23 protein-coding genes and 1 pseudogene are annotated in these 25,498 nt (G+C 67.5%); 17 read left to right on the forward strand and 7 right to left on the reverse strand.

Annotated elements, in window-relative coordinates:
- Positions 1–126 precede the first annotated feature (126 nt).
- The 4 genes from BM394_RS17915 to BM394_RS17930 all read left to right on the forward strand — a co-directional run bounded on the left by BM394_RS17915 (position 127) and on the right by BM394_RS17930 (position 3,833).
- Complete coding sequence (locus tag BM394_RS17915; RefSeq protein ID WP_092928570.1) at positions 127–1,260, forward strand: glutathione-independent formaldehyde dehydrogenase; 1,134 nt, start codon at positions 127–129, stop codon at positions 1,258–1,260.
- Between the two features lie 277 nt (positions 1,261–1,537).
- The gene (locus tag BM394_RS17920; RefSeq protein WP_092979972.1) at positions 1,538–1,921 is read left to right on the forward strand and encodes a hypothetical protein; all 384 of its coding nucleotides are present in this window, start codon (positions 1,538–1,540) and stop codon (positions 1,919–1,921) included.
- 174 nt (positions 1,922–2,095) lie between these two features.
- The gene (locus tag BM394_RS17925; RefSeq protein ID WP_092979974.1) at positions 2,096–2,842 is read left to right on the forward strand and encodes an SAM-dependent methyltransferase; all 747 of its coding nucleotides are present in this window, start codon (positions 2,096–2,098) and stop codon (positions 2,840–2,842) included.
- A gap of 37 nt (positions 2,843–2,879) precedes the next feature.
- The gene (locus BM394_RS17930; RefSeq protein ID WP_092979976.1) at positions 2,880–3,833 is read left to right on the forward strand and encodes an EamA family transporter; all 954 of its coding nucleotides are present in this window, start codon (positions 2,880–2,882) and stop codon (positions 3,831–3,833) included.
- Positions 3,834–4,167: 334 nt separating this feature from the next.
- Here BM394_RS17930 and BM394_RS17935 read toward each other — a convergent pair whose 3' ends face one another.
- From BM394_RS17935 to BM394_RS17955, 5 genes are read right to left on the reverse strand one after another with little or no spacing between them, the layout of a single operon-like run.
- The gene (locus BM394_RS17935; protein ID WP_175530163.1) at positions 4,168–4,926 is read right to left on the reverse strand and encodes a sirohydrochlorin chelatase; all 759 of its coding nucleotides are present in this window, start codon (positions 4,924–4,926) and stop codon (positions 4,168–4,170) included.
- On the reverse strand, positions 4,923–5,246 hold the full coding sequence (gene nirD, locus BM394_RS17940; protein ID WP_092979978.1) for a nitrite reductase small subunit NirD: 324 nt from the start codon (positions 5,244–5,246) through the stop codon (positions 4,923–4,925). The genes BM394_RS17935 and nirD overlap by 4 nt, the downstream gene beginning before the upstream one ends.
- Positions 5,243–7,786: a nitrite reductase large subunit NirB gene (gene nirB / locus BM394_RS17945; protein WP_217643576.1), complete on the reverse strand. Its 2,544-nt coding sequence runs from the start codon at positions 7,784–7,786 to the stop codon at positions 5,243–5,245. The genes nirD and nirB overlap by 4 nt, the downstream gene beginning before the upstream one ends.
- Positions 7,783–9,240: an FAD-dependent oxidoreductase gene (locus BM394_RS17950; protein WP_092979985.1), complete on the reverse strand. Its 1,458-nt coding sequence runs from the start codon at positions 9,238–9,240 to the stop codon at positions 7,783–7,785. Before BM394_RS17950 ends, nirB begins: the two co-directional genes overlap by 4 nt.
- The gene (locus tag BM394_RS17955) at positions 9,237–11,330 is read right to left on the reverse strand and encodes a molybdopterin oxidoreductase family protein (protein WP_092979987.1); all 2,094 of its coding nucleotides are present in this window, start codon (positions 11,328–11,330) and stop codon (positions 9,237–9,239) included. Before BM394_RS17955 ends, BM394_RS17950 begins: the two co-directional genes overlap by 4 nt.
- Positions 11,331–11,577: 247 nt before the next feature.
- On the opposite strand from BM394_RS17955, the gene BM394_RS17960 reads away from it, so the two are divergent.
- Together BM394_RS17960 and BM394_RS23555 are read left to right on the forward strand one after the other, a co-directional pair.
- The gene (locus tag BM394_RS17960; RefSeq protein ID WP_342752743.1) at positions 11,578–12,411 is read left to right on the forward strand and encodes an SIR2 family NAD-dependent protein deacylase; all 834 of its coding nucleotides are present in this window, start codon (positions 11,578–11,580) and stop codon (positions 12,409–12,411) included.
- Between the two features lie 623 nt (positions 12,412–13,034).
- Positions 13,035–13,457, forward strand: a pseudogene (locus BM394_RS23555) (NlpC/P60 family protein); the annotation flags it as partial.
- Positions 13,458–13,631: 174 nt separating this feature from the next.
- Here the strand turns inward: BM394_RS23555 and BM394_RS17970 are convergent.
- The gene (locus BM394_RS17970) at positions 13,632–14,126 is read right to left on the reverse strand and encodes a MarR family winged helix-turn-helix transcriptional regulator (protein WP_207227237.1); all 495 of its coding nucleotides are present in this window, start codon (positions 14,124–14,126) and stop codon (positions 13,632–13,634) included.
- 170 nt (positions 14,127–14,296) lie between these two features.
- Between BM394_RS17970 and wrbA the strand changes: the two genes are divergently transcribed.
- The 3 genes from wrbA (at position 14,297) to BM394_RS17985 (ending at position 16,620) form a co-directional block, all read left to right on the forward strand.
- Positions 14,297–14,911, forward strand: a complete 615-nt coding sequence (gene wrbA / locus BM394_RS17975; protein WP_092979991.1) for an NAD(P)H:quinone oxidoreductase — start codon at positions 14,297–14,299, stop codon at positions 14,909–14,911.
- Between the two features lie 120 nt (positions 14,912–15,031).
- A complete protein-coding gene (locus tag BM394_RS17980; protein ID WP_092979993.1) occupies positions 15,032–16,000 on the forward strand; it encodes a ring-cleaving dioxygenase in 969 nt (322 codons plus the stop codon).
- Positions 15,997–16,620: an alpha/beta hydrolase gene (locus tag BM394_RS17985; protein WP_092979995.1), complete on the forward strand. Its 624-nt coding sequence runs from the start codon at positions 15,997–15,999 to the stop codon at positions 16,618–16,620. The genes BM394_RS17980 and BM394_RS17985 overlap by 4 nt, the downstream gene beginning before the upstream one ends.
- Positions 16,621–16,674: 54 nt before the next feature.
- On the opposite strand, the gene BM394_RS17990 is transcribed toward BM394_RS17985, so the two are convergent.
- A complete protein-coding gene (locus tag BM394_RS17990) occupies positions 16,675–17,895 on the reverse strand; it encodes a hypothetical protein (protein WP_092979997.1) in 1,221 nt (406 codons plus the stop codon).
- Between the two features lie 89 nt (positions 17,896–17,984).
- Between BM394_RS17990 and cysC the strand changes: the two genes are divergently transcribed.
- The 8 genes from cysC (at position 17,985) to pcaDC (ending at position 25,477) form a co-directional block, all read left to right on the forward strand.
- Positions 17,985–18,557: an adenylyl-sulfate kinase gene (gene cysC, locus BM394_RS17995; protein ID WP_092979999.1), complete on the forward strand. Its 573-nt coding sequence runs from the start codon at positions 17,985–17,987 to the stop codon at positions 18,555–18,557.
- A gap of 233 nt (positions 18,558–18,790) precedes the next feature.
- Positions 18,791–19,612, forward strand: a complete 822-nt coding sequence (locus BM394_RS18000; protein ID WP_092980001.1) for a CoA transferase subunit A — start codon at positions 18,791–18,793, stop codon at positions 19,610–19,612.
- The gene (locus BM394_RS18005) at positions 19,609–20,409 is read left to right on the forward strand and encodes a CoA-transferase subunit beta (RefSeq protein WP_092980003.1); all 801 of its coding nucleotides are present in this window, start codon (positions 19,609–19,611) and stop codon (positions 20,407–20,409) included. Before BM394_RS18000 ends, BM394_RS18005 begins: the two co-directional genes overlap by 4 nt.
- Positions 20,406–21,587, forward strand: a complete 1,182-nt coding sequence (locus tag BM394_RS18010; RefSeq protein WP_092980005.1) for a thiolase family protein — start codon at positions 20,406–20,408, stop codon at positions 21,585–21,587. The genes BM394_RS18005 and BM394_RS18010 overlap by 4 nt, the downstream gene beginning before the upstream one ends.
- Before the next feature lie 23 nt (positions 21,588–21,610).
- Complete coding sequence (gene pcaH, locus BM394_RS18015) at positions 21,611–22,366, forward strand: protocatechuate 3,4-dioxygenase subunit beta (RefSeq protein WP_092980009.1); 756 nt, start codon at positions 21,611–21,613, stop codon at positions 22,364–22,366.
- A complete protein-coding gene (gene pcaG, locus BM394_RS18020) occupies positions 22,356–22,952 on the forward strand; it encodes a protocatechuate 3,4-dioxygenase subunit alpha (protein ID WP_092980013.1) in 597 nt (198 codons plus the stop codon). Before pcaH ends, pcaG begins: the two co-directional genes overlap by 11 nt.
- Positions 22,924–24,315, forward strand: a complete 1,392-nt coding sequence (gene pcaB / locus BM394_RS18025; protein WP_092980015.1) for a 3-carboxy-cis,cis-muconate cycloisomerase — start codon at positions 22,924–22,926, stop codon at positions 24,313–24,315. Before pcaG ends, pcaB begins: the two co-directional genes overlap by 29 nt.
- Positions 24,299–25,477: a bifunctional 3-oxoadipate enol-lactonase/4-carboxymuconolactone decarboxylase PcaDC gene (pcaDC, locus tag BM394_RS18030; protein WP_092980168.1), complete on the forward strand. Its 1,179-nt coding sequence runs from the start codon at positions 24,299–24,301 to the stop codon at positions 25,475–25,477. Before pcaB ends, pcaDC begins: the two co-directional genes overlap by 17 nt.
- The last annotated feature ends 21 nt before the right edge of the window (positions 25,478–25,498 follow it).

The following is a 25,498-nucleotide window of genomic DNA, read 5'->3' on the forward strand; positions in this document are numbered from 1 at the left end:
AGGATCTTTGCCGGCCGGTCGGCCACGGGACGGCCAACAGTGTTCCTCCCGAGCGTGCCGCGTTCGTCCGACGCCGTGGTGATCCGTGACGGCATCGACCTCTCGATGACGGAAGGTGGGTCGACAATGAAGGCGGTCGTTTATCAGGAACCCTTCTCGGTGGAGATATCCGAGGTGGCTGATCCCCGCATCGAACACCCCAATGACGTGCTCGTAAGAGTGACCTCCACCGCTATCTGCGGTTCGGACCTGCACATGTACGAGGGCCGCACCGCGGCCGAACCGGGCATCGTGTTCGGTCACGAGAACATGGGAATCATCGAGGACATCGGTAGCGGCGTCACCTCCCTGCTGCGTGGTGACCGCGTGGTCATGCCGTTCAACGTCGCCTGCGGATTCTGCCGAAACTGCATGGAGGGCAACACGGCGTTCTGCCTCACGGTCAACCCCGGTTTCGCCGGCGGCGCCTACGGCTACGTGGCGATGGGGCCCTACACCGGCGGGCAGGCCGAGTACCTGCGCGTCCCGTTCGCCGACTTCAACTGTCTGAAACTGCCCGCCAACGGGGAACACGAGACCGACTTCGTGCTGTTGGCCGACATCTTCCCGACCGGTTATCACGGCTGCGAACTGGCACAGGTCAGTCCCGGGGACAGCGTGGCGGTCTACGGTGCGGGACCCGTGGGGCTGATGGCTGCCTACTCGGCCCTGCTGCGCGGCGCTTCCCGCGTGTTCGTGGTCGACCGCGTTCCCGAACGGCTCACCAAGGCCACCGAGATCGGTGCGATACCGGTGGACTTCAGCCGCGGTGATCCGGTCGAACTGATCAAGGACCAGACCGAGGGGGCCGGAGCCGACAAGGGAGTGGACGCCGTCGGCTATCAGGCACAGGTCGCCGACGCCTCCAGGGAGGAGCCCGCGACGGTGCTCAACTCGTTGATCGAGAGCGTCCGTCCGACGGGGCGGCTCGGTGTCCCCGGCCTCTACGTTCCGTCCGATCCCGGTGGCCCGACCGAGAACGCCAGGCACGGCATGCTCTCGGTCGAGATAGGTCGCATGTTCGAGAAGGGACAGGTCATGGGGACCGGGCAGTGCAACGTCAAACGTTACAACCGTCAGTTGCGGGACCTGATCATCGCCGAGCGGGCGAAGCCCAGCTTCGTGGTCTCCCACGAGCTGTCGCTCTGGGAGGCTCCCGGCGCCTACACCAAGTTCGACCAGCGCGTCGAGGGGTACACCAAGGTCGTGCTGCACCCCTGAGTGACGCTCGCCGCGACCCGTGTCGGGCCACCGCGCTCGGCACGGGTCCGCTTCATGTCCGAGAGGTGAGTCTTCGACGAGTTCGCGTGGACCTCGCCCGCCCGGCCTCCCGTGGGCGGCCGGGGCGTCCTGACGGCGCCGACACCGATGATTCCTACCGCGAAATCGTGTCGAAAACCGCGTTTGGCACCACACCTCGTGGCGATTTCGCGAGAATTCGACGGGGGCGCGGTAGGGGAGCGTTCCCGTCGGTAAGGCGACACCAGGAGAATCCACGTTGGACAACATCGGTGACTGGACCGAGGGCCGGCTACACTGGCACGCCTACGTCGAAGCGGACGGTTCCTCCGCTGAGCGCAGCGATCGGACGAAGCGGTTGTCACGCAGTCCGGATCGCGTGCTGCACACCCCCGACGACGCCGCCGAGTGGCTGGCCGAGATGACCCGCGAACACGCTCAGCGGCGCCGAATACGGTTGCTCGGTGAACGCGCCTGGGCCGAACTCGCGGACGAGGACCAGCTCAGTCGTGACCTCGAGCGAGACCTGGAAGTGCTCTGCCACGGCCATTCGCTCTACACCGAGGTGCCGCGTGAGACCGATCGGCTGCGGCTGCACGTCGAGGCGGTCGACAGCAGCGAGTGTCGTCTCACGTGCCGGTAGCACCTCGCTTCCCGTTGTCGGGAGGAGACAGCGGTCTCGGCATCCCGCTCGAGAAGCTCGATAGGATCTCTGTCCGAACCGGCACGAGCCGCTTGGGAGGACATCATCGACGGGCAGCACCCCGAGAGCGACATCGGCGACGACCCCGATCTGTCCAGGCCGAACCTGGCACGGATGTACGACTACTTTCTCGGTGGCTCAGCCAATTTCGAGATCGACCGGCAGGTCGCCGACCAGGCAGCCGAACGCGCGCCCGCCTCGGTGACCTTCGCCGTCGAGAACCGGGCTTTCCTGCGACGAGTGGTGCGCTATCTGCTCGACGCCGGGATCGACCAGTTCCTCGATCTGGGATCCGGCGTTCCCACGGCCGGCAATGTCCACGAGATAGCGCACGAGCGGGCGCCGTGGGCACGAGTGGCCTACGTGGATCACGAGCCGGTTGCCGTGGCGCATGCCCGACGACTGCTGCGTGACTCGCCCAACGTCACGATCACCAGGGCGGACGCGCGTGACACCGCTACCGTGCTGCATGCGCCCGGGGTCGCCGGGCTGCTCGACTTCGACCGTCCGGTGGCGGTGCTCGCGGTGGCGTTGCTGCACGCCATTCCCGACCACGACGAGCCCGGAGCCATGCTCGCAGCCTACCGTGAGGCCTGCTGCACGGGCAGCGCCGTGGCCGTGTCCCATCTCTCCGGGACGGCGTTCACGTCCGACGAGCAACAGGCCGTGCGCGAACTGCTCGAGGCCACCCCCACTCCGGTCACCCTTCGTGACCAGGAAGCTATCGGTGGGCTGCTGACCGGATACCGGCTCGCCGACCCCGGGCTGGTCCTGCTGCCCGACTGGCGCTCCAACGACGAGAGTCCACCGCGCCACTCCGCGGCCCACGCCAACGGCTACGCGGCGGTCGGCTGGTGCTGATGCGGGGCGAGTGCGCGGCAGCACCGCGAGTGCGGCGATGAACGCGAGACGGTTACGTGGCCTCGGCCTCGCCTTCGCGGTCGCTTCGGCGTTGTTCTTCGGCGGTTCGGGGCCGTTCGCGAAACCGTTGCTGGTCGCGGGACTCGGTTCGCTTCAGGTCACGTGGTTGCGACTCGCGGGAGCGGCGCTTTTGATGTCGCCGCTGCTGTTCCGGTACCGCTCGGCGGTACGTTCCGCTCCCGTGGCGGTCGCGGGCTACGGACTGTTCGCGGTAGCCGGTGTGCAGGCCTGCTACTTCGGAGCCATCGCCACCATCCCGGTGGGGGTGGCACTGCTGATCGAATTCCTCGGCCCCGTCCTGGTGCTGGTGTGGGCTCGTTTCGTGCTGCGGCGCCCCGTCACTCCGATGGCGGTGATCGGCGTGGTGCTGGCAGTGACGGGATTGGCGTTCGTGGTGCGCGTCTGGGCGGGTGTCGCGCTGCATCCCGTCGGATTGCTGCTGGGACTGGGGGCAGCGGCGTGCCAGGCCGCGTATTTCCTGCTCTCCGAGAGCACCGCCTCGGTAAGACCCAGCGCGCTGGCGGCGTGCGGGCTCCTCGTCGGCGCTCTCGTCATGACCGTGCCGGCCCGGCCGTGGCGCATGGACTGGTCGGTGTTGGCCTCGCGGGTCGAGCTGGCCGGGCACGAGCTGCCCGCGGCGTTCGCGGTGGTTTGGATCGTGCTCGTCAGCACGGTGTTCGCCTACCTCACCGGCATCGTGGCGGTGCGGGGACTGTCCGCGCCGATCGCGGGTGGAGTGGCCTATCTGGAACCGGTGGTGGCCACGGTGCTCGCCTGGTGGTTGCTGCACGAGACCCTGCTGCCCGTCCAGCTGTTCGGCGGTGTGCTGGTGCTGCTCGGAGCGTTCCTGGCGCAGTGGGGCGCACCTCGTAGCCCCGTGGACTCCGTCGGTGCGACGGCGGAGGGGACCCTGTCGGGCGGGCGGAGGTGAACGGTTCCGGGAACGGTCGCGCGCTCGCACCCAGTAGAGCGGTTCGAAAGCGGTGTGACAGTCCCCGAGCGAGATCCGGCGCCCGGACGAGGTGAAGTAGCGCTCGGTGAACAGTCCGTAGACGGTGAAGTCGTCACCGTCTACGATCGGACCGTTGTCGGCCGTGTTGATGTTTCAACCGACACCACACTCGGCCCGTTGGGGTTCTCCCGCACCTTACGGATACTCCCTCAAGGAGTTCGGGATCCACCGGAACTGACAGCTGTCCTCCGACCGGTTCCCGCCGCGGTGTCGCCGAGTGCCGAGCCTCCCCGGTACTGGGCGCCACCTTCCGTCACGCCGTGGGCGCCACCGCGGAGCGTGCCGGGTCACCACGACACGCGTCGAGGTAACGACGGACGATCAGTCCTGCCACCTCGGAGTGGCCTCCCAGCGGTTCGGCCACTGCCTTCGAGGGCATCTCCCGCAGCCAGCGGTGGAACAGTCCGGGAGCCAGCAGATAGGGCGCGACGAACTCCCCGCCGCCTCCGCGCGCGCAGACCTCGGAGGTGCGTGGTCGTGCCGAGGTGATGTAGGTCGCCGGTAGTGGTTCGCCGCCGGGCCGAACCAGCTCTCCGAGCAGGCCCGCGGCACGATCCACATCGCCGAGCGCGTGCTGGTCGGAGGAACCCGCCGCGGCGAACACCACCGGCTCGCCGGGGCGCCAACCGGCCTCCCGCAATCTGTGCAGCATCACCCGCGCCAACTCCGGTGCCGGGCCCACCGGCTCGGTCACCCGCACCTCGGCGTCGTGCCCGCTGTCGGCGAGCTGGCCGGGAAGATCGGTACGCACGTGATAACCGGAGGCCAGAAAGGCGGGAACGGCCACGACCCGTCCGCTGACTCCCCGCAGTGCTTCGGCCACCGTGGGGCCGACCACGTCCACATTGGCGGTGCGTACCGGCACGCCCAGCCGACCCCCGGCGGTGTGGGCCAGCTGTCGGATCACCCGCCCACCCCGCGGGTCTCGGGTGCCGTGGGCCACCAGCAACAGGGTGGCGCTGCTCTCCGAGGTGCCGTTTCCGGCTTCCGGGAACTCGCACGGGCCGGTCAACTGGTGCCCACCTCGACGACACCGGCGCGGCAACGCACGGGGTAGATCGGCAACCTGGTTTCCGGATCGTCGAGACACTTCCCACTGCGCAGCGAGAAGACCTGTTTGTGCATCGGGGAGGACACGGTCGGTTCCCCATGGCGGTCCCCGACGATGCCGCGGCTGATCACACCGGCACCGCTGAAGGGATCCACGTTGCCCAGTGCGAAAAGTTCGTCGTCCCCGGTGCGGAACAGCGCCACGGTGTGTCCCCGCACGAGTGCCGCCACTCCGAAATCGGTGGGAACGTCGGGTTCTCGACAGACAGCATGCCACCTCATGCCGAAACCTCCTCGGTAACTTGGTCCTGTCCGGGTTGGGCGACCGGCATCGGAAGATCGATCGGTTCGGGGCGGATCTGGCCGCGTTCCTCGGTGAAACTGATAGTGGGGTCGGGCGAGTCCGGTGCGTTGACGAAGGACACGAATCGCGAGAGCTTCTCGGAGTCGTCGAGCACCGCCCGCCACTCGTCGGTGTAGTTCTCGGTGTGACGGGACATGGCCGCCTCGAGCTCGGCGGCGATGCCCAGGCTGTCCTCGACCACCACCTCGCGTACGTGCTCCAGCCCGTTGTCGAACGACTCGATCCAGCCCGCCGTCCGCTGCAGACGTTCGGCCGTGCGGATGTAGAACATCAGGAACCGGTCGATCAGGCGGATCAGTTCCTCGTCGGTCAGGTCCGAGGCCAGCAGCTCGGCGTGCCTCGGACTGAAACCACCGTTACCGCCCACGTAGAGGTTCCAGCCGCGTTCCGTGGCGATGACCCCGAAGTCCTTCGACCTGGCCTCGGCGCACTCCCGCGCACAACCGGACACCCCGGCCTTGATCTTGTGGGGAGCTCGTAGCCCCCGGTAGCGCGTCTCCAACCGGATCGCCATGGTCACCGAGTCCTGCACGCCGTAACGACACCAGTCGGTGCCCACGCAGGATTTGACGGTTCGCAGGGCCTTGCCGTAGGCATGGCCCGATTCGAAACCGGCGTCCACCAGTCTGCGCCATATCTCGGGAAGGTGCTCCACCCTCGCCCCGAACATGTCGATACGCTGACCACCGGTGATCTTGGTGTAGAGGCCGAACTCGGTGGCCACCTGCCCCAGCGTGATGAGCTTGTCCGGTGTGATCTCGCCGCCCGGCACGCGGGGCACCACGGAATACGTGCCGTTGCGCTGCATGTTGGCGAGGAATCGGTCGTTGGTGTCCTGCAGTCCCGCCTGCTCGTCGTCGAGGATGTGCGAATTCACCGAGCTAGCGAGAACGGAGGCCACCGCCGGTTTGCAGATGTCACACCCCCGCCCGGCGCCGTACTCGGCTATCAAACGGGAGAACGTCGTGATGCCGGTCGCTCGTACGATCTCGAACAGTTCCGACCTGGACTGCGAGAAGTGTTCGCACAGCGCGTCCGAAGTAGCCACTCCCGCTTCGTCCAACAGGTTCTTCAGCATCGGAACACAGGATCCGCAGCCGGTGCCCGCCTTGGTGCACGACTTGACACCGGCCACGTCCTCGGCCGCTCCCGACGCTATGACCTGGGTGATGTCCGTCTTGCGCACGTTGTGGCAGGAGCACACCGTCGCCTCGTCCGGAAGCACCCCGGTACTCGGGCCACCGGCCTGCGTCGCGGGTAACAGCAGCTGTTCGGGCGGGCCTGGCAGTGCGGTTCCCGTCAACGGCCGCAGCGTGTCGTAGGCACTCGCGTCGCCGACCAGCACACCGCCGAGCAGCGTGCTCGCGTCGTCGTCCAGCACGAGCTTGGCGTAGGTGCCTTCGGCGTTGTTGGCGTAGACGACTTCCAGGGCCCCCTCGGAAGTGCCGTGCGCGTCACCGAAGCTGGCCACATCGACCCCGACGAGTTTCAGCTTGGTCGCGCCGTCGGCGCCCGGGAACTCGGCGTTGCCGCGTTCGGTGAGTTGGTCGGCCACCGCCGCGGCCATTCGGTAACCGGGAGCGACCAAGCCGTGGCACTGTCCCCGTACCGCCGCGCACTCGCCGATCGCCCAGACACGCGGATCCTCGGTTCGGCAGTTGCCGTCGACCAGAAAACCCCCGCGCTCCCCGCGCGGCAGTTCCGCTGGTTCGGCGAGCTCGTCACGAGGTCGGATTCCGGCCGAGAACACCAGCAGCCCCGTCTCGATCTCGGTTCCGTCGGTCAGCGTCACCGAGCCGAGTCCACCGTGCTCTCCGGCGTGGGCACCGGCGGTGGCCACCCCGGTGTGTACTTCGAGTCCCAGGTCGCCGACGAGGCGTGCCAGCACGGCTCCACCGCCCTCGTCGACCTGCACCGGCATGAGCCGTGGCGCCACCTCGACCACATGGGCACGCATCCCGAGAACCCGGAGGGCGTCGGCGGCCTCCAGCCCGAGCAGCCCGCCTCCGACCACCACGCCGTCGGTGCCGGGGACAGCCGCCGAGCGGATGCCGTCGAGATCCTCCAGCGTGCGGTACACGTGGCAGCCCTCGAGCTCGGCGCCCGGAACCGGTGGTACGAACGGGCGTGATCCGGTCGCCAGCACCAGCGCGTCGTAGTGCAGCGTCTCACCGTTCGTGGTGGAGACCGTTCGGGTGACGCGGTCGATGTCGGTGGCTCCCACTCCGGTGCGCAGCTCCACCCGTGGATCCTCCCGAGTCCCGGAGGTGAGCAGGCTCAGTTCCTCGGCGGTGGACTCGGTCATGTAAGAGGACAGGCCCACCCGGTCGTAGGCGGCGTACGGCTCCTCACCGAGCACCACGATTCGCCAGTTCTCCGCCGAGTCACGTTCGCGGATCTCCTCGACCAGCCGGTTTCCGACCATGCCGTGTCCGATGATGACGAGTGTCTTGTTCACGCCGCACCCTCCTGTTCCGGGGAGTCGATTCCGCTCGGGACGCGTTCGGTGGTCGACGCGACCAGTGAGCCGCACAGTTCGCGGACGGCGCCGATGCAGCTTCCGCATCCGGTGGTGGCACGCGTGGCCGCGGCGAGAGCGGCCACATCACGCGCTCCGTCGTGGTAGGCCGCTGTCAGCGTCGATCGGGATACGTTGTTGCAGTGGCACAGCACCGGATCGGCCGGTACGCCGCCCGCTGTTCCGAATCCGGTGGGCAGGTCGAGCAGCGTCGCCAGCCGGTCGGAGGGGACCGGCATGCCGGTGTCGTGCAGCTGGCTGAGCGTGGCGATCGCTTCCGGCAGACCGAGCAGCGTGGCCGCCACCAGTCGGTCCTCGCGCAGTGCCAGTCGCGCGTAACGCCGTCGTTTCGGATCGTTGAACGTGACGTGTTCGACCTCGTGGCTCTTTCCGGTGAGCACTTCCGGAGGACCGATCGAGGCGAGTTCGAGTCCTGCCCCCCGAGCACGCACGATCCCGCCGGATTCGCGGGGCCTTCCCGAAGCCCCGCTGCTACCCGACAGCAGGGTTGCCGCCAGCGTCTCGGCCTGTTCCCACGAGTCGCTCAGCGAATCGTCGAATCCAGCCGGGGGCACGGCGCACCCTCCCAGCGCGTGAATATGTGGGTCACTGCTTCGCAGCTCACCGTCGACCGCGACACCCCGGGAGAGTCGCAGTCCGGTATCGCCTGCCAGTGCCGCGTCAGGCAGCGTTCCCGCGCGCAGTACCAGCGCGTCGGTGGAAACCGCGGCGCCCGACGACAGCACCAGTTTGCCCGGCAGCAGCTCGGTCGCGGTCTCGTTCGACAGGACGGTCACTCCGTTGTCGAGCAGTGTCCCGGCGACGATGTCTGCCGCGGTCCGATCCAGCAGTCGCGGCATCAGCCGCGCACCACGGTGCAGCAGCGAGACCTCGTATCCGGCCGTGGCCAGCGCGTGTGCTGTCTCAACCCCGTCCAACCCGCCGCCGAGCACGGTGACAGAGGCGTCGGCCGCCAGCTGACCGCGCATACGACCGCACTCGTTCGGATGGCGCAGCGGCCAGGTCCCCTCCGCCGGTGAGCCGTTGTCCGAGACTCCCGGCAGGTTCGGCACGACGGTGCGAGTTCCGGTGGCCAGCACCAGGACGTCGTAGCCGTACGTCTCACCGTGTTCGGTACGTACCCGTCTCCGGGCCCGGTCGATACTCGCGATCCGAGTGTTCCGGTGAACCCGCACGGGGGAGGGGTGTTCCGGTAGTGCCGCGAGCTCCGGGGCGAGCCCGTTGGCCAGGACGGTGGGCAGCAGCGCGGGATTGTGGGGGCCCCGCTCGGCGGCGTCGAGCACGGTGACGCTTCCCGGGTATCCCTGTTCCGTCAATCGTTCGACCAACCGGTGTGCGGCGGGACAGTGCCCGATGATCACGAGTCGTGTCATGCGCTCGGCTCCTCGGCGCTCGAGATCGAGACGGCCGCGACCTTGAACTCGGGAATCCCACTGCGGGGATCGAGCACGGGGTTGGTGAGCAGATTCGCGCAGCCGGCCCCGGCGTAGTGGATCGGAAGGAAGAGCGTGTCCGGCCGGATCGAGTCGTCGAGCCTCGCCCGTGCGAGCGTCGCGCCACGGGCGGAACTCACCCGTGCCAGCTGCCCGTCGTGCACGCCCCTGCGTGCCGCGGTGTCCGGGTGCAGCCGTACGAACGATTCCGGTTCGGCCGTGGCGAGTTCGTCGACGCGCCGGGTCTGCTCACCCGTCTGGTAGTGCCCCGAGATCCTGCCGGTAGTGGCCACCAGCGGGTACTCGTGATTCGTGTCCTCAGCTGGGCCGTGCCAATCGACCGCCGCGAAGCGGGCTCTGCCGTCGGGGTGGGCGAACGACTCCAGGAACAGGCGAGGAGTTCCCGGATGCGGGGTCGGAACCTGCTCGTCCGGCGTCTTCGGGCACGGCCAGTGCAGTGCCTGCCCGGAGTCGAGACGCTCGTAGTCGATCCCCGAGTAGTCCGCGGGACCACCGGCCGAGGCGTGTGCCAGTTCGTCGAAGACCGTGCTCGGTCGTGTCGGGAACCGGCTCTCCGGTTGCCCCAGGCGAGTCGCCAGTCCCCGCAGTACGTCCAAATCGGACCTGGTACTCCCCGGGGGCGGCAGCAACGCCCGTCGGCGCAGCACCCTCCCCTCCAGGTTGGTCATGGTGCCCTCTTCCTCGGCCCACTGCGTGACCGGCAGCACCACATCGGCCATCCGCGTGGTCTCGGAGGGAAGGAAGTCGGCGACCACCAGCAGGTCCAGTTTCGACAACTGCGCCCGTGCCAGCCCGGCGTGGGGGGCCGACAGCACCGGATTGGCGCCGAACACGAGCAGCGCCCGGATACCTTCCGGGGTTCCCGCCGACTCCAGCAACCGAGTGGCCGGCAGGCCGGGACCCGGCAGGGCTTTCTCGGCGACCCCCCACACCTCGGCGACATGTGCACGTGCGGCCGGGTCGGTTATGGAACGGTAGCCGGGCAGCTGGTCGGCCTTCTGCCCGTGCTCCCGGCCGCCCTGGCCGTTTCCTTGCCCGGTCAGGCAGCCGTACCCGCTGCCCCTCGTGCCGGGGAGACCCAGTGCGAGGGCCAGGTTGATGAACCCGGACACGGTGTCGGCGCCGTCACCGTGCTGTTCGGCGCCCCTGCCGGTGAGCACGTAGGAACTCCGTGCTCGGGCCAGCATCCGCACCGCTTGCCGCTGTGCCGAGACGGGCACTCCCGTAACCCGCTCGACACGTTCCGGCCACCAGGTCACCGCTCGGGCCCAGGTCCGCTCGAATCCGGTGGTGCGTCGTGCCGTGTACTCCGAGTCGTGCCACCCCTCGGTCACCGCGATGTGCAGCAGTCCCAGCGCGAGCGCCAGGTCGGTGCCGGGGCGCGGCCGCAGATGCAGTTCGGCACGTTCCGCCGTGGCGCTGCGGCGTGGATCGACGACCACCAGCCGGGCCCCTTCGAGGTGCTGCATCAGTGGCGGCATCGTCTCGGCCGGGTTGCCACCCGCGAGCAGGATCACCTCGGCCTCGCCGAGGTCAGTGACGGGAAACGGCAGGCCGCGGTCCACCCCGAAGGCCGCGTTGCCCGCGGTCGCCGCGGCGGCCATGCAGAATCGCCCGTTGTAGTCGATACGGCTGCTTCCCAGCGCCACCCGGGCGAACTTTCCCAGTGCGTAGGCCTTTTCGTTGGTCAAACCGCCGCCGCCGAAAATCCCTACGGCGTCCGGGCCGGACTCGGCGATGATCTCCTCGAGGTTGGTCGCGATCCGGTCCAGTACTTCCTCCCAACCCACCGGAGCGAGCTCACCCCGCCCGATACGCAGCTGCGGCTCGTACAGGCGGTCGGCGCTTCCCAAGACCTCGGGGGCGGTCCACCCCTTGCGGCACAGCCCACCGCGGTTGACCGGAAACGACGACGGCGAAACCGATACCGCGCCCTCGCGGTCGGTCAGCTCCGTACCGCACTGCAACGCGCAGTAGGGGCAGTGGGTAGCAACTTGGTGTCGCGCCATTCGTCGCCTCCCGAGATCCGCACACGGTCGCCGTCGGCGCCGCGATTCGGCTCTTCCGTCGTAACCGACGGATTCGTTGGAAACTCTAGGGTGATCGTGTTTCGCGGCCCAGTGTCTCGTGTTGCACTTCGGAAAAGGAGGGTTACTCGAATTTCACGGGGTGCTCGCGGCCGTGTGCGTTCGATCCTCGTCGTGGTACAGCTCGGTTCACCTCCCGGGCGTTGCCCGGAACCGGCGTGCGACCGTGGTGGACGTGGGCGAGTGCGACGAGGAAGACGCGGCGGGTTGGCAACGGGCCTGTGAACTGGTCGCGGCCGCCCGCAGGATCACGGTGTTGACCGGCGCGGGTATCTCGACCGGGGCGGGGATCCCCGACTTCCGGGGGCCGAACGGTGTCTGGACACGTGATCCGCGGGCACAGCGCCTCAGTGATATCGACAGCTACCTGGCCGATCCCGAGGTGCGCCGCGCGGCTTGGCGCAGTCGGGCGCGGCACCCCGCGTGGGAGGCCGAACCCGGCCCCGCTCATCGGGCTCTCACCGAGCTGGCGAACTCCGGAAGGCTCCGTGCGCTGCTGACGCAGAACATAGACGAGCTGCACCAGCGCGCCGGGCTCGATCCGGAGCTCGTGCTGGAGTTGCACGGTTCCATGTTCGGTACCGTGTGCCTGGAATGTGGTGAGACCGGGACCATGCGTGCCGCGCTGCGGCGCGTGGCGGAGGGTGATCCCGATCCGTCGTGCGAGCGCTGTGGGGGCATCCTCAAATCGGCGACCGTCTCCTTCGGTCAGGCGCTGGACCCCGAAGTGGTTCGTTCCGGGCAACGAGCCGCGATGGACTGCGAGTTGTTCTTGACCGCGGGTACCTCGCTGACGGTGCATCCCGCAGCCGGTTTCGCCGAGTTGGCAGTACGGGCCGGTGCCGATCTGATCGTCTGCAACGCGGAGCCCACCCCCTACGACGACCAGGCCGCCGCCGTGTTGCGCGGTAACCTCGACGAAGTTCTTCCCCGGTTGCTCTCCGTGCCCACGGTGCCGAACTCCAGCCCGCTGCGTACCTGGGGAGATCCCAGCACCTGGTGAGCGGTTCGGGGACTTCCCTCGGATGTTCCGTTCGGTGCGGTCCGGGGAAGTCCCGGCGGAACCTCACGCCGGTTCCCGTCCAGGGAACTCCCGCTCCTCCCGGGGCTCAGCTGTGGTGGGCCTTCGCAACGATGCCTCACGTTTGAGTGAAAGTGGGCGGGTCGGCGTGGCTCGTCTCGTCCCCGATACGAGTTTTTATGGCACATTCCGTGATCGAAATGTCGCCCGGTGCGGTGAGCCGCATCGGTCCAACGGATGCCCTCGGCTTTTCGGGAGATAACGGTCATGCCGCGCTCCCGCTGTGGTTACCGTCCCGCGGGAGCCGGTACCGCCCGGCAGCGCCGTCGGCCGCGGTACGGGGGTGTCGCGGGATCATCTCGTGCTCTCGTGCTGTTGTTCGTCGTCGTGCTGACCACGGGGATTCCGGGCACCGCGTTCGCGGCGCCCACTCAACCGCCGAATCCCGATCGGCAGCGGATCAGGGAGGAACGTGCCGAGGTGGAGACGCTGCTGGCTCGGCGGGACAGGCATCGCCGCTGGCTGGAGGCCAACCGCGACGAGCCTCGAACCCCGTTCCCGCCGGGGACTCTCGTTCTCCGGACCGTACCGAAACCGGTGGTGTCGCCTCAGCCGCGGTGGAAACCGTGGTCGCGAGAGCGCTCTCCCAACGAGGGGTCACCTATGCGTGGGGTGGTGGTGATGCCGACGGTGCCACGCGAGGCATACGCGACGGCGGCGTCGCCGACGCGCACGGGGACTACCGCAGGATCGGATTCGACTGCTCCGGGCTCATGGTCTACGCATTCGCGGGCATCGGCATACGGCTGCCGCACTACAGCGGTTATCAGTACCGTGCGGGCAAGCGAGTGCCGCTCGCCCGCAAGCAACGCGGGGACATGCTGTTCTGGAACGACGGTGGCGGTGTGCACCACGTGGCGCTGTACCTGGACGGACGAATGGTCGAGGCCCCCTACTCGGGAGCTCGGGTGCGGGTGACCGAGGTGAGGTACGCCGGGATCGCTCCCTACGCGGTACGACTGCTCTGATGTGAACGGGGCCGACCACCGGCGCCGGGGGACCGCCCGCGAACCCCACAGCCGCGTTCGAGGTCGGCCACCCGGAATCAGCGGGGACGACGACCGTGCCGCCGTTCGGACACGGGAACTCGCCGCGCCGGGCGGCGAGTCGGTGGACCCCCGAGCGGTGATCGAGTTCCCGTGTCACTCATCCGCGTTGGCAGTACGCAGCGTGCGCATGGCCATGGCCAGTTGCTCGGACGTCTCGGGACCCAGGGGCCCCAGGACCGTGCGACGCAGGATCTCCGCACAGGCACTCTTCGCCGTTTCGGCTGTCACCCGACCGTGGTCGGTCAGTGTCACGTAGGTGACGCGGCGGTCGGTGTCGCAGGGCTCCCTGCGGATCAGATCCGCTGCCACGAGCCGGTCCGCCACCTTGGTGAATCCTCCGCTGCTCAGTGCCGCTTCCCTCGCCAGCTTGGTCATCGGCATACGGCATTCCGGAGAGCGCACCAACCTGACGAGGATGTCGAAAGCGCCCGGCGTGAGTCCGAACCGCTCGTTGATTTCGGACATGAGCCGTTCCTGCGTCACGTGATACCCCTCGATCACGAGTCCCCACCAGGTGACGATCTCGTCGTCTTCCGCTTCCTGGCTCGCCGTGCCGGGGTCGACGGCGGTGATGTCCTCGGTTCCCACCTGGCTGCCTTCCTTCGTATGGCTGTTTCGTCTCCGTAGTCTAACGGCCACCGGGTAGAGCTTTCCCTAAAAGCTTCTTGCGAAGAAGATAATTCATGATAGTATTCTTCTTGTGCGTAAGAAGGCGTCGACCACATGGGCGACGCCCGGTACTCGAAGGAGTCGTACTGATGAGCGGTCCGGTCAAGCTCGCGGTCGTTTACTACTCGGCCACCGGCGTCGTCGCCGAAATAGCCAACGCGTTGGTCTCCGAAGCCGAAGCCGCCGGTGCCGAGGTCCGGTTGCGGCGGGTCGCCGAACTCGCTCCGGACGAGGCCGTGGACGCCAATCCCGCGTGGCGCGCGAATCTCGAAGCCACCAGGGCTGTCGCCGAGGTTACCCCCGACGACCTGGTCTGGGCCGATGCCGTGATCTTCGGTAGCCCCACGCGCTACGGCAACGTGGCGGCCCAGCTCAAGCAGTTCATCGACTCGCTGGGACCGCAGTGGCAACAGGGGTTGCTCGCGGACAAGGTCTACAGCGGGTTCACCTCGACCTCGACCAAGCACGGTGGTCAGGAGTCCACGCTGCTCGCGTTGTACAACAGCGTGCACCACTTCGGCGGAATCCTGGTCAGCCCCGGTTACACCGATGGCTCGAAGTTCGTCGACGGCAATCCCTACGGAACCAGCCACGTCGACGGTCAGGGACAGTTCAAGGTCGACGGTGAGACCAGGCAAGCGGCGTCAGTGCAGGCTCGTCGAGTCGTCAACGTCGCCCGAGCCCTGCGGGACGGCTCGGCCTGAGTCCCCGTTCGTGAGACCCGCCGGGATCCGCGGGGTCGGTGTTGAGATCGGGCTCCGCCCCGTGCCCCGGCGGGCGATTCCGCGCCGAGCACCAATCGCTTCCTCGTTCGGAGGGCTGAAATGGGTATCGCCACCAGTGGGCTGCACCACGTGACCGCCATCGCGGGGAATCCGCAGCGCAACGCGGACTTCTACCTGCGTACTCTGGGGCTTCGGATGGTCAAGACCACCGTCAACTTCGACGATCCGGGCACCTACCACCTCTACTACGGTGACGAGTCCGGCCGGCCCGGCACGTTGATGACGTTCTTCCCGTTCCACGGAGCTCCACCCGGTAAGCACGGCAACGGTCAGGCCACCGCCACCGCCTTCTCCGTGCCGGAACGATCCATGGGCTGGTGGCAGCGCCACCTAACCGCCGCCGGGGTTGAGGTCGGCCCGGTACAGTCCCGCGACGACGAGGAAACGTTGACCTTCCGGGATCCGGACGGGCTTGCCCTGTCGCTGGTCGCGCACCGGCAGCCGGACCCCCGTGCCCCCTGGGACAACGGCATCGTTCCCCCCGAACACGGCATTCGCGGGTTGCACTCGGTCTCGCTCTCCGTCGACGACGCGGACGCCACCGCCGGGATGCTGACCGGAATGGGGCTCTCGTTGACCGAGCGGCAGGGCGATCGTTTCCGCTTCGCGGCGGGCGACGGCGGCCCCGGGACCTACGTCGACGTGCTGGTGCGTCCCGGTGCCGAGCGAGGTCTGGTCGCCGCCGGTACCGTGCACCACGTGGCCTGGCGAGCGCCCGACGAGTCGACGCAGGCGGCCTGGCGTTCGGAACTGGTCGAGAGCGGTGTCTCGGTCACGTCCGTGTTGGATCGGCAGTACTTCCGATCGGTGTACTTCCGCGAGCCGGGCGGAGCACTGTTGGAGATCGCAACCGACGAACCCGGCTTCACCGCCGACGAACCCCTGCTCGAACTGGGACGGGCACTCAAGCTCCCTCCATGGCTGGAACCCAGCAGGGAACAGATCGAGGCAGCACTGCCCCGACTGGACCTGCCGAGCGAGAACAATCCGGAAAGGCCGGTCTCATGAGCACTTCCGAACTGCCGCTCCGCCACGAGTTCACCGAAGGTGACCCGCGTTCACCGGTACTGCTGATGCTGCACGGGACAGGTGGCACGCCGCGTGACATGGCCCCGCTCGGATACCGGATCGATTCCGAAGCGGCGCTGCTGTCCCCTGCCGGCAGTGTTTCGGAGAACGGGGTGGCCCGGTGGTTCCAGCGGTACGAGGAGGGAGTGTTCGACGAACAGGACGTCCTCCGCAGGGCCGGGGAACTGGCCGAGTTCGTCGAACGGGCTCGCGACCACTACGGCATAGCCGATCGAGGGTTGGTCGCCGTCGGATTCTCCAACGGCGCCAACATCGCCGCGGCGCTGACGCTGCTGCGCCCGGACGTGCTCACCGAAGCCGTGCTGTTCGCCGCGATGTCGCCGATCGTCGACACGCCGCGCCACTCCCTGACCGACACCCGGGTGTGGATGTCCAATGGCGAACACGACCCCATGGCGCCGATGGCCTCGGTGAACCGACTCGTCGACACGCTGCGTGACCGTGGGGCCGAGGTGACCACGCACCGCCATCCCGGCGGACACGACATCACGGCGGAAGCACTGCGGGAGGCAGCCGATTGGTTGCGTCAGCGTCACTGAACCGGTTTTCGGGCTGTCAGTGCGCTGAGCTCGTCGTGGTGCGCTTACGCGGGATCACTGCTTCCCGCGGTGGGCCGCCGCCCGAAGCGAGATCCGCTTGATCCGGCGGTACGCTCCCAGCGCGATCCGCAGCGTCGGGTGCCGATCGCTGGACAGCACCAGGCTCTCCCGCAATCCCGGGGCTTTTGGCGCTTCCGGTGTCGGGGGAGCTTTCGGTTCCGGCTGCGCTCGTTGTCGCGCCGTCTCGCGTCCGATCACCTCCGCCAGCGCCTCGATCGCCACTTCGGCCAGTTCGGCCGTATCGGGGTGATCCGGGACCACCTCGGGGCCGTCGGTTACGGCGGGGCGGAGTTCATCGAGGTCACCGATCACCTCATAACTCCTTTCCGCCAGTGCCTCGGTAATCCGCTCGGACTGTTGTCGCAGCCATTCCCGGTGTTGTTCGGGTACTTCGAGCGGATTGCGGGCCTTGCGGCTTCCCAGGATCTCTTCCGCCAGGTTCCGCTTCACACGTCGGTCGTGCGTGGGCCAGTCGATGTTGCCGTTGAGCCGTTGGTTCAGGCGACGGATGAGTTCCGTCTCGGCCACGCCCAGTGAGCGGTTCCGCTGCTGTACCCGGGTGTCGTACTCCTCGGGGCGCAGTCCCAGGAGTTCGGCGAAGCGGTGCCATACGAGGTCGGTGGAACTGCCGGCGGGAGGCACCGTAACCACGTGGACCCGTTCGGGGGGAATCGACCGGCCCCATTTGGCCAGGATCTCGGGGACGTCCTGCCGGTGCCAGAACAGCTCGCTGAGCATGTCCGGTTCGGCGACCGTACCCCGTACTCCGGCCACGAAGTCCTCGAACGATATCGTGTGCCGGTTTTTGACGTCCTCCTGCCACACGGCGGGTAGCTGGCGCTGCAGGTCCCGCACCGTGCAGACCAGATGAACCTCGGCGAAGGAAAGATCGGCCATCGCGCGTTCGATCTGTTCCGGGGTGGCCGTGCAGAACAGCTCGTGCGAAATGACTACGGTCGCCGGCCCGTCGGCAGCCTGCTTGACCAGGTTTTCCCAGGCGTTCGGGACGTTGTCGTCGAACCAGTCCACCTGGAACTGCGTGTTCTGCAGATCCATGGCAGCGTGAAAGTGCGCGTCGGGGCGAGTGCCCGGATAGTGAACGCCCGCCTCCCGGAGGGCTTCCCTGTTGTTCCAGAGGATCTCCTGCAGGTAGGTGGTTCCGGTCTTGGGGGAACCGATGTGTACGTAGACTCGGTTGGCGTCGGTGTCGCTCATGTGATCATCTTTCATGCGATTCCGGAATTGTGGAACACCCACCGGCATATTCGGTAAGGCCCCGACCTAGGCCAGTAGGGAGATGCGCTATGGGATCCTTGGGAGCCACGCTCTGGTTGACCGGGCTGCCCGGTGCCGGCAAGTCGACCATCGCGCAGGCGGTGGCCGAGTACTTGAGGCGGCGCGGTGGAAGGGTCCAGGTTCTCGACGGGGATCAGTTACGGACCAACCTATCGGCCGATCTGGGATTCACTCAGGCAGACCGGAACACGCACGTGCGCCGGACCGGATTCGTGGCTCAATTGCTGGCCACGCACGGTGTCACAGTGCTGGTCCCGGTTATCGCCCCTTACAGCACCGCGAGGGACGATGTGCGTGCCCAGCACGACAGCCTGGGATGCCCCTATTTCGAAGTGCACGTCGCCACTCCGGTCACCGAGTGCATGCGGCGTGACCCGAAGGGCCTCTACGGACGAGCCGCCGCTGGTGAGCTGTCCGGCCTGACCGGTTACGACGCGACGTATCAGGATCCGGTGGAACCTGATCTGTGGTTGGACACCAGTACCACCGACATCACCGCTGCTCGGGACGCCGTGCTCGGGATGTTGTCGCGCAGGGTGGGACTTCCGCTTCCCGGTTTGGAGACAGTGGGCGAGTACTGATCCGTCCGGGTGCGCTGAGTGAACTCCCGGTGGTCCGCTGACCACCGGGAGTTTTTCGTGTCCGGGCGTGCGTGGCCACGCTGCCCGCTCGGGACCTCGTTTCCGACGCGATATTGACCCGCGCGCTGTCGCTCAATTATGTTCGCAGGAAGCACGAACGTTCTCTTTGCGAACAAACCGTGGGTGTCGTTGTGAGTTCGGACACCAAGCGAAACCGCTGAACGGGGTGACCAGTGGCACGCATACTGCAGCTCGACACGGCCGTGGCCGAGCTGGTCAACGACGGTGACACCGTCGCGTTGGAAGGTTTTACGCATCTCATCCCGATGACGGCGGGGCACGAGATCATTCGTGCGGGCCGACGTGATCTCACGCTGTGCAGGATGACGCCCGATGTCATCTACGATCAGCTGATCGGCGCAGGCTGCGCACGTAAGCTCGTGTTCTCCTGGGGTGGAAACCCCGGCGTCGGTTCGCTGCACCGCTTCCGGGACGCGATCCAGCACTCCTGGCCCGTGCCGTTGGAGATCGAGGAGCACAGTCACGCCGGGATGGCCAACCGCTATGTCGCCGGTGCCTCCGGTCTGCCGTTCGCCGTGCTGCGGGGGTACGCGGGGACCGACCTGCCGGAGCACACCGACACGATCAGCTCGGTGCGCTGCCCGTTCACCGGTGAGGAACTGGCGGCTGTGGCCGCGCTCAACCCCGATGTCGGCATCGTCCACGCGCAGCGTGCCGACCGTGCGGGCAACGTGCAGTTCTGGGGTATCACCGGAGTGCAGAAGGAAACCGTGTTGGCCTCGGCACGTTCGCTGGTGACCGTGGAGGAGATGGTCGACGAATTGCCGGAACAGCCCGGTGCCGTGGTGCTGCCGAGCTGGGCGGTCACCGCCGTGGCCGAGGTTCCCGGTGGTGCACACCCTTCCTACGCCCAGGGCTACTCCGAACGGGACAACGCCTACTACCAGGACTGGGACGCGATCAGCAGGGACCGCGATCGGTTCCGCGAGTGGTTGGACAGCGAGATCCACGAGCCGGAGAGGAGCGCCCGATGACCGGGGAGCTGTCAGAGACACCGACAACCTCGGAATTCACCTCGGACGAGATGATGACCGTGGCCGCTTCACGGTCGCTGCACGACGAGTCGGTGTGTTTCGTGGGGATCGGATTGCCGAGCACGGCTGCCAACCTCGCGCGCCGCACACACGCGCCCGAGCTGGTTCTGATCTACGAGTCCGGGACGTTGGGTACCAAACCGCAGCGGCTGCCGCTGTCCATCGGAGACGGAGTGCTCGCCGAGACGGCCGATTCGGTGGTCGGTGTTCCCGAGATCTTCAACTACTGGTTGCAGCCGGGACGGGTGGACGTCGGATTCCTGGGCGGTGCTCAGGTGGACCGGTACGGCAACATCAACACCACCGTGATCGGTGACGACTACGAAGACCCCAAGGTTCGGTTGCCGGGTGCCGGCGGAGCGCCGGAGATAGCCACCTCCTGCGGCGAAGTGCTCATCGTGATGCGGCACAGCCCGCGTGCCTTCGTTCCCGACGTGGACTTCATCACCTCCGTGGGGTACGGAAGGGACGGCGCGGCCCGAGCGCGGTTGGGACTGCCGGGGCGCGGTCCGGTCAAGGTCATCACGGACCTCGGTGTGCTGCGACCCGACGAGGGAACGAACGAACTGACACTGACCGGACTGGCTCCCGGGGTCGAGGTGGAACAGGTCCGCGCGGCTACCGGTTGGCCGCTTCGCGTCGCCGAGGAACTCGGCGTGCAGCATCCCCCCACCGATCGGGAACTGCGGATCCTGCGGGAACTCAAAGCTACTGTCGGGAATGGAGAGTCCTCTTGAGTGACGAGGTGTACGTACTCGAAGCGGTTCGCACCCCCGTGGGGCGTTATGGCAAGGGACTGGCCGAGGTGCGTCCCGACGATCTGGCCGCCCACACGATCAGGGCTCTGCTCGACAGGGTTCCCGGACTGGACCCGGCACGGATACACGACGTGCTGTTCGGTGACGCCAACGGTGCGGGCGAGGACAACCGCAACGTGGCCCGCATGGCGACCCTGCTGGCCGGGCTCCCGACGAGCGTCGCGGGGGCGACGGTCAACCGGCTGTGCGGCTCCGGCCTGGAAGCGGTGATCGAGGCCAGTCGAATCGTGCAGACCGGTGACGGGGATCTGGTGCTGGCGGGCGGCGTCGAGTCCATGAGTCGCGCCCCCTGGGTACTGCCGAAGCCGGGGCGCGCCTATCCACGGGGACACGAGACGCTGCACTCCACCACACTCGGCTGGCGGATGGTCAATCCCGAGATGCCCCCCGAATGGACCATTTCACTCGGGGAGAGTGCCGAGCTGTTGGCCGACAAGTACGGTATCGGTCGCGCCGAGCAGGACGCCTTCGCCGTACGCAGCCACCAGCGGGCTGCGGCCGCCTGGGAGCAGGGGCTTTTCGAGGACGAGGTCGTGCCGGTGCCGGGTACGGACCTCACCAGGGACGAGGGGGTGCGTGCCGACACCTCGGAGGAAGCGCTCGGCAAGCTCAACCCCGCCTTCCGGCCCGATGGCACTGTTACGGCGGGTAACTCGTCCCCGCTCAACGACGGATCCGCCGCTGTACTGCTCGGAAGCCGTGCGGCCGCTGACGAGGTCGGTGCGGAACCGCTGGCACGGGTCGTCAGCCGCGGGGTGGCGGCGGTGGACCCCGACGTATTCGGGATCGGTCCCGTGCGTGCCGCGCGTACCGCGCTGCGACGCGCGGGGATCGGTTGGGGCGATCTCACCGCTGTCGAGCTCAACGAGGCGTTCGCCTCCCAGTCGCTCGCCTGTCTGGCCGAGTGGCCGGAACTGGACCCGGAGATAGTCAATCAACGTGGTGGTGCGATCGCTCTCGGACACCCGCTGGGCGCTTCCGGGGCGCGGATCCTGACCAGCCTCGCGCATCAGCTGCGTCGGGCGGGAGGTGGCTGGGGACTGGCCGCCATCTGCATCGGCGTCGGTCAAGGCCTCGCGGTCGTCCTGCACGCATGAACCGGTAATCATCAGGAGCGAGCATGTCCACCGACTCGATCGGCAAACCGTCGGATCGATTGATCCTGCCCAAGTACGAGCGCGACGATGCCAGCCATCCCGCGCTGGACACCACGGAGTACTTTTCGACGTCGCTGCGCAGCCCGCTTCGTCCACTGCAGTTGCTGCCACAGAATCTCACCGAGATCACTGGTCCGGTACTCGGGCACGAGCGAGTCGGTGAGACCGACCACGACCTGACCGTGCAGCACGAGGGCGAGCCGCTGGGAGAGCGAATCGTGGTCAGCGGCAGGGTCATGGACTCGGACGGCAAACCGGTGCCACACGCTCTCGTCGAGATCTGGCAGGCGAACGCCTCCGGCCGCTACCGCCACGCTGGTGATCGCCACCCGGCTCCGCTGGACCCCAATTTCTCCGGCACGGGCCGGTGCATGACCGACGAGAACGGTCACTACCGATTCGTCACCATCAAACCGGGTGCCTATCCGTGGCGCAACCACGACAACGCCTGGCGTCCCGCCCACATACATTTCTCGCTGTTCGGGCGTGCCTTCACCCAGCGCCTGGTCACCCAGATGTACTTCCCGGGCGATCCGTTGTTCTACCAGGACCCGATCTTCCAGTCTGTGCGTGACCCGAAAGCACGCGAGCGGATGATCTGTGAGTTCGACCTGGACAGCACGATTCCGGAGTGGGCGCTGTCGTACCACTTCGACATCGTGCTGCGTGGCAGTCACGCCACCCCCTTCGAAGAGGACGAGGACGACGATGACGACTGAGCGATCCGTTGAGGTGACTCACGTTTCCCGGCCGGCCACCACCCCGTCGCAGACGGTGGGACCGTTCTTCGCGCTGCCGGGAGGTCTGCCGTGGCCGGACGGGCCCGAACTCCTCCCTCCGGAAGCCCCCGAGGCGGTGATGCTGCGTGGCCGGTTGTCGGACGGTGCGGGGGAGCCGATTCCCGACGGGTTGATCGAGATCTGGCAGGCGGACGAGCGGGGCGGGTTCGCGCATCCGGACGATCCCCGGCAACAGACCACGGCCTTCCCCGGTTTCGGGCGGTGTGCCACCGGGCCGGACGGGGAGTTCTGGTTCCGCACCGTCAAGCCGGCCGCGTTGCCCACTCCGGCAGGGGAGACGGAGGCTCCGCACATCAACGTCACGGTACTGGCCCGCGGGTTGCTGGACCGTGTCGTGACCCGGATCTACTTCCCGGACGAACCCGCGGCCAACGCCGTCGATCCCGTGTTGTCCGGTGTCGATCCCGCCCGAAGGGATACCCTGGTCGCGACGGCGACGGCCGACGGCTTCCGATTCGATATCCGGTTGCAGGGTGATGACGAGACCATCTTCTTCGCGGTCTGAGACCGCCACTGGACTGTTCACTCCCACGTTCGTCACCGACGGGTTCGACGAACTCACCGCGCCTGCCGCCTGGTTGCGGGCCATGCTCGACTTCGAGGGTGCGTTGGCCCTCGCCCAGGCGGACGTTGGCCTGGTGCCCACCGCGGTGGCCGAGGAGATCGCCGATCGGTGCCGCCGGGGCGACGATTTCGACGTCGACTCGACAGCCCGGCGTGCGGCGGACTCGGCGACTCCGGTCATACCGCTGGTCAAGGACCTCACCGCCGGGGTGAGCGCGGAAGCAGCCGCGTACGTGCACCGCGGTGCCACCAGCCAGGACGTGGTGGACACCGCCGCGATGCTGGTGGCACGGGAAGCCGTTCGCGCGTCGTTGCGTGAGCTGCGCGTGGTCGCCGACGAGTGTGCTCGGTTGGCCGAGGAGCATCGCCACACCCTGATCACCGGCCGTACTCTGCTGCAGCACGCCCTGCCGACCACTTTCGGGCGCAAGGCCGCCGGCTGGCTCGTCGCGGTGATCGAAGCGTCCGAGGGGCTTGCCGGGATATGGCGACACAGGTTGGCGGTGCAGTTCGGAGGCCCGGTGGGCACGCTGGCGACGTTCGGCTCGGACGGTGTGCGGGTGACCACCGCGTTGGCCGAACGACTCGGGCTGGTCGAACCCGTTCTGCCGTGGCACACCGACCGGACCCGTGTTGTCGACCTGGCGACCTCGTTGGGGACCGTGGCCGGTGCTCTGGGCAACATCGCGCTGGACGTCGAACTGGCCGCCCAGACCGAGGTCGGCGAGCTCGCCGAAGGCCGCTCCGGGGGATCCTCGGCGATGCCGCACAAGCGCAACCCGGTTCGTGCCGTCCGGGTCAACGCGGCAGCTCGCCGGGCACCGGGTCTCGTGGCGACCCTGTTGAGCGCCGTGCCGCAGGAACACGAACGCGCGGCGGGTGCCTGGCAGGCGGAGTGGGAGCCGTTCAACGAGCTGTTGCGGTTGACAGGTTCGGCGGCGGCGGTAACCGGCGAGATGCTGGGCGAGCTCAAGGTCGACGCGGACAGGATGCGCTCCAACCTGGAGTTGTCCGGTGGAGTCCTGTTGGCAGAGCGGATCTCCACGGCACTCGCCGCGGAGCTCGGACCTGTCGGGGCGAGTGAGCTTGTCGGGGAACTCTCCCGGCGGGTGAGTCGTGACGGCAGTACCCTGCGCGCTGAGCTGTTGGCGGACGAAACCGTACGCGCGGTGCTGTCCGAACGAGATGTGTTGGACTTGACCGAGCCCGGCGACTACCTCGGTTCGGCGGACGAATTCATCGACCGCGCCCTGGCCGCCCACACACGCTGGAAGGAGACGAGTGCCGGTGATCCCGGACTATGAGCTGACCGGTCCGCCCCAGGCTCCCGTGTTGGTGCTGTCCAATTCGTTGGGTACCGACCGGACGATGTGGGACGAGCAATTGCCCGAGCTGTCGGGCCACTTCCGCGTACTGCGTTACGACCAGCGTGGACACGGCAAGACCCCCGCCACTCCCGGACCGTACGATCTGGAAACTCTCGGGCGGGACGTGCTCGACCTGCTCGATCACCTCGATATCTCCGAAGCGCACTTCGCGGGCGTTTCCCTCGGCGGTATGACCGGCATGTGGTTGGCGGTCAACGCCCCGGAACGAATCGGCGGACTCGCTCTGCTGTGCACCTCGGCGGAGCTCGGACCACCCGAGAACTGGCGCGAACGGGCGGCGTTCGTGCGTGCCAACGGCACTCGGGAGATGGTCGACTCCACCCTCGATCGGTGGTTCACCGCGGAGTTCGCCTCCAGACCGGATGTCGTCACCAAGTACGGTGGAATGATCGCGGCGAGTGACGACGAGGGGTACGCCGGTTGCTGTGAGGCCATCGCGGGGATGAACCTGCGGGATCGGCTCGGCGGAATCACCGCCCCTACACTCGTGGTGGCGGGATATGATGATCCGGCGACACCACCGAAACACGCCGAACGCATCGTCGCCGGCGTCCCGGGCGCTCGGTTGTCCTTGCTGGAACGCGCCGCGCATCTGGCCAATGTCGAACAGGCCGAGCGGGTCAATCGCCTGCTCGTCGAACACTTCACACCGGAGGGCGAGGGGATGTCCACCACGTCCGGCGAACCCGTTTCCCCCGAGGGCACCGGCACCGGCATGGCGGTGCGCAGGCAGGTGCTCGGCGACGAACACGTCGACAGGGCGATCGAACGAAAAACCGAGTTCACCGAGCCGTTCCAGGACTTCATAACCCGCTACGCGTGGGGAGAACTCTGGGCCTCGGAAGGAATGGATCGTCCGACCCGTAGTTGTGTGACCCTGGCGATTCTGGCCGCTACCGGGTGCCACGACGAGCTCGCGATGCACGTTCGAGCGGCACGCCGCAACGGCGTCGAACCTTCGACCATCAGAGAAGTACTGATGCACGTGGCCGTTTACGCCGGTGTTCCCAAAGCCAACAGTGCTTTCGCGCTTGCGGACCGGATTCTCGACGCGGAAGCCGACGAGAACGGTGCTTGACAGAACCGAGGCGGGGGTGGC

It is taken from the genome of Actinopolyspora lacussalsi subsp. righensis (assembly GCF_900116555.1).
Lineage (GTDB): Bacteria > Actinomycetota > Actinomycetes > Mycobacteriales > Pseudonocardiaceae > Actinopolyspora > Actinopolyspora lacussalsi.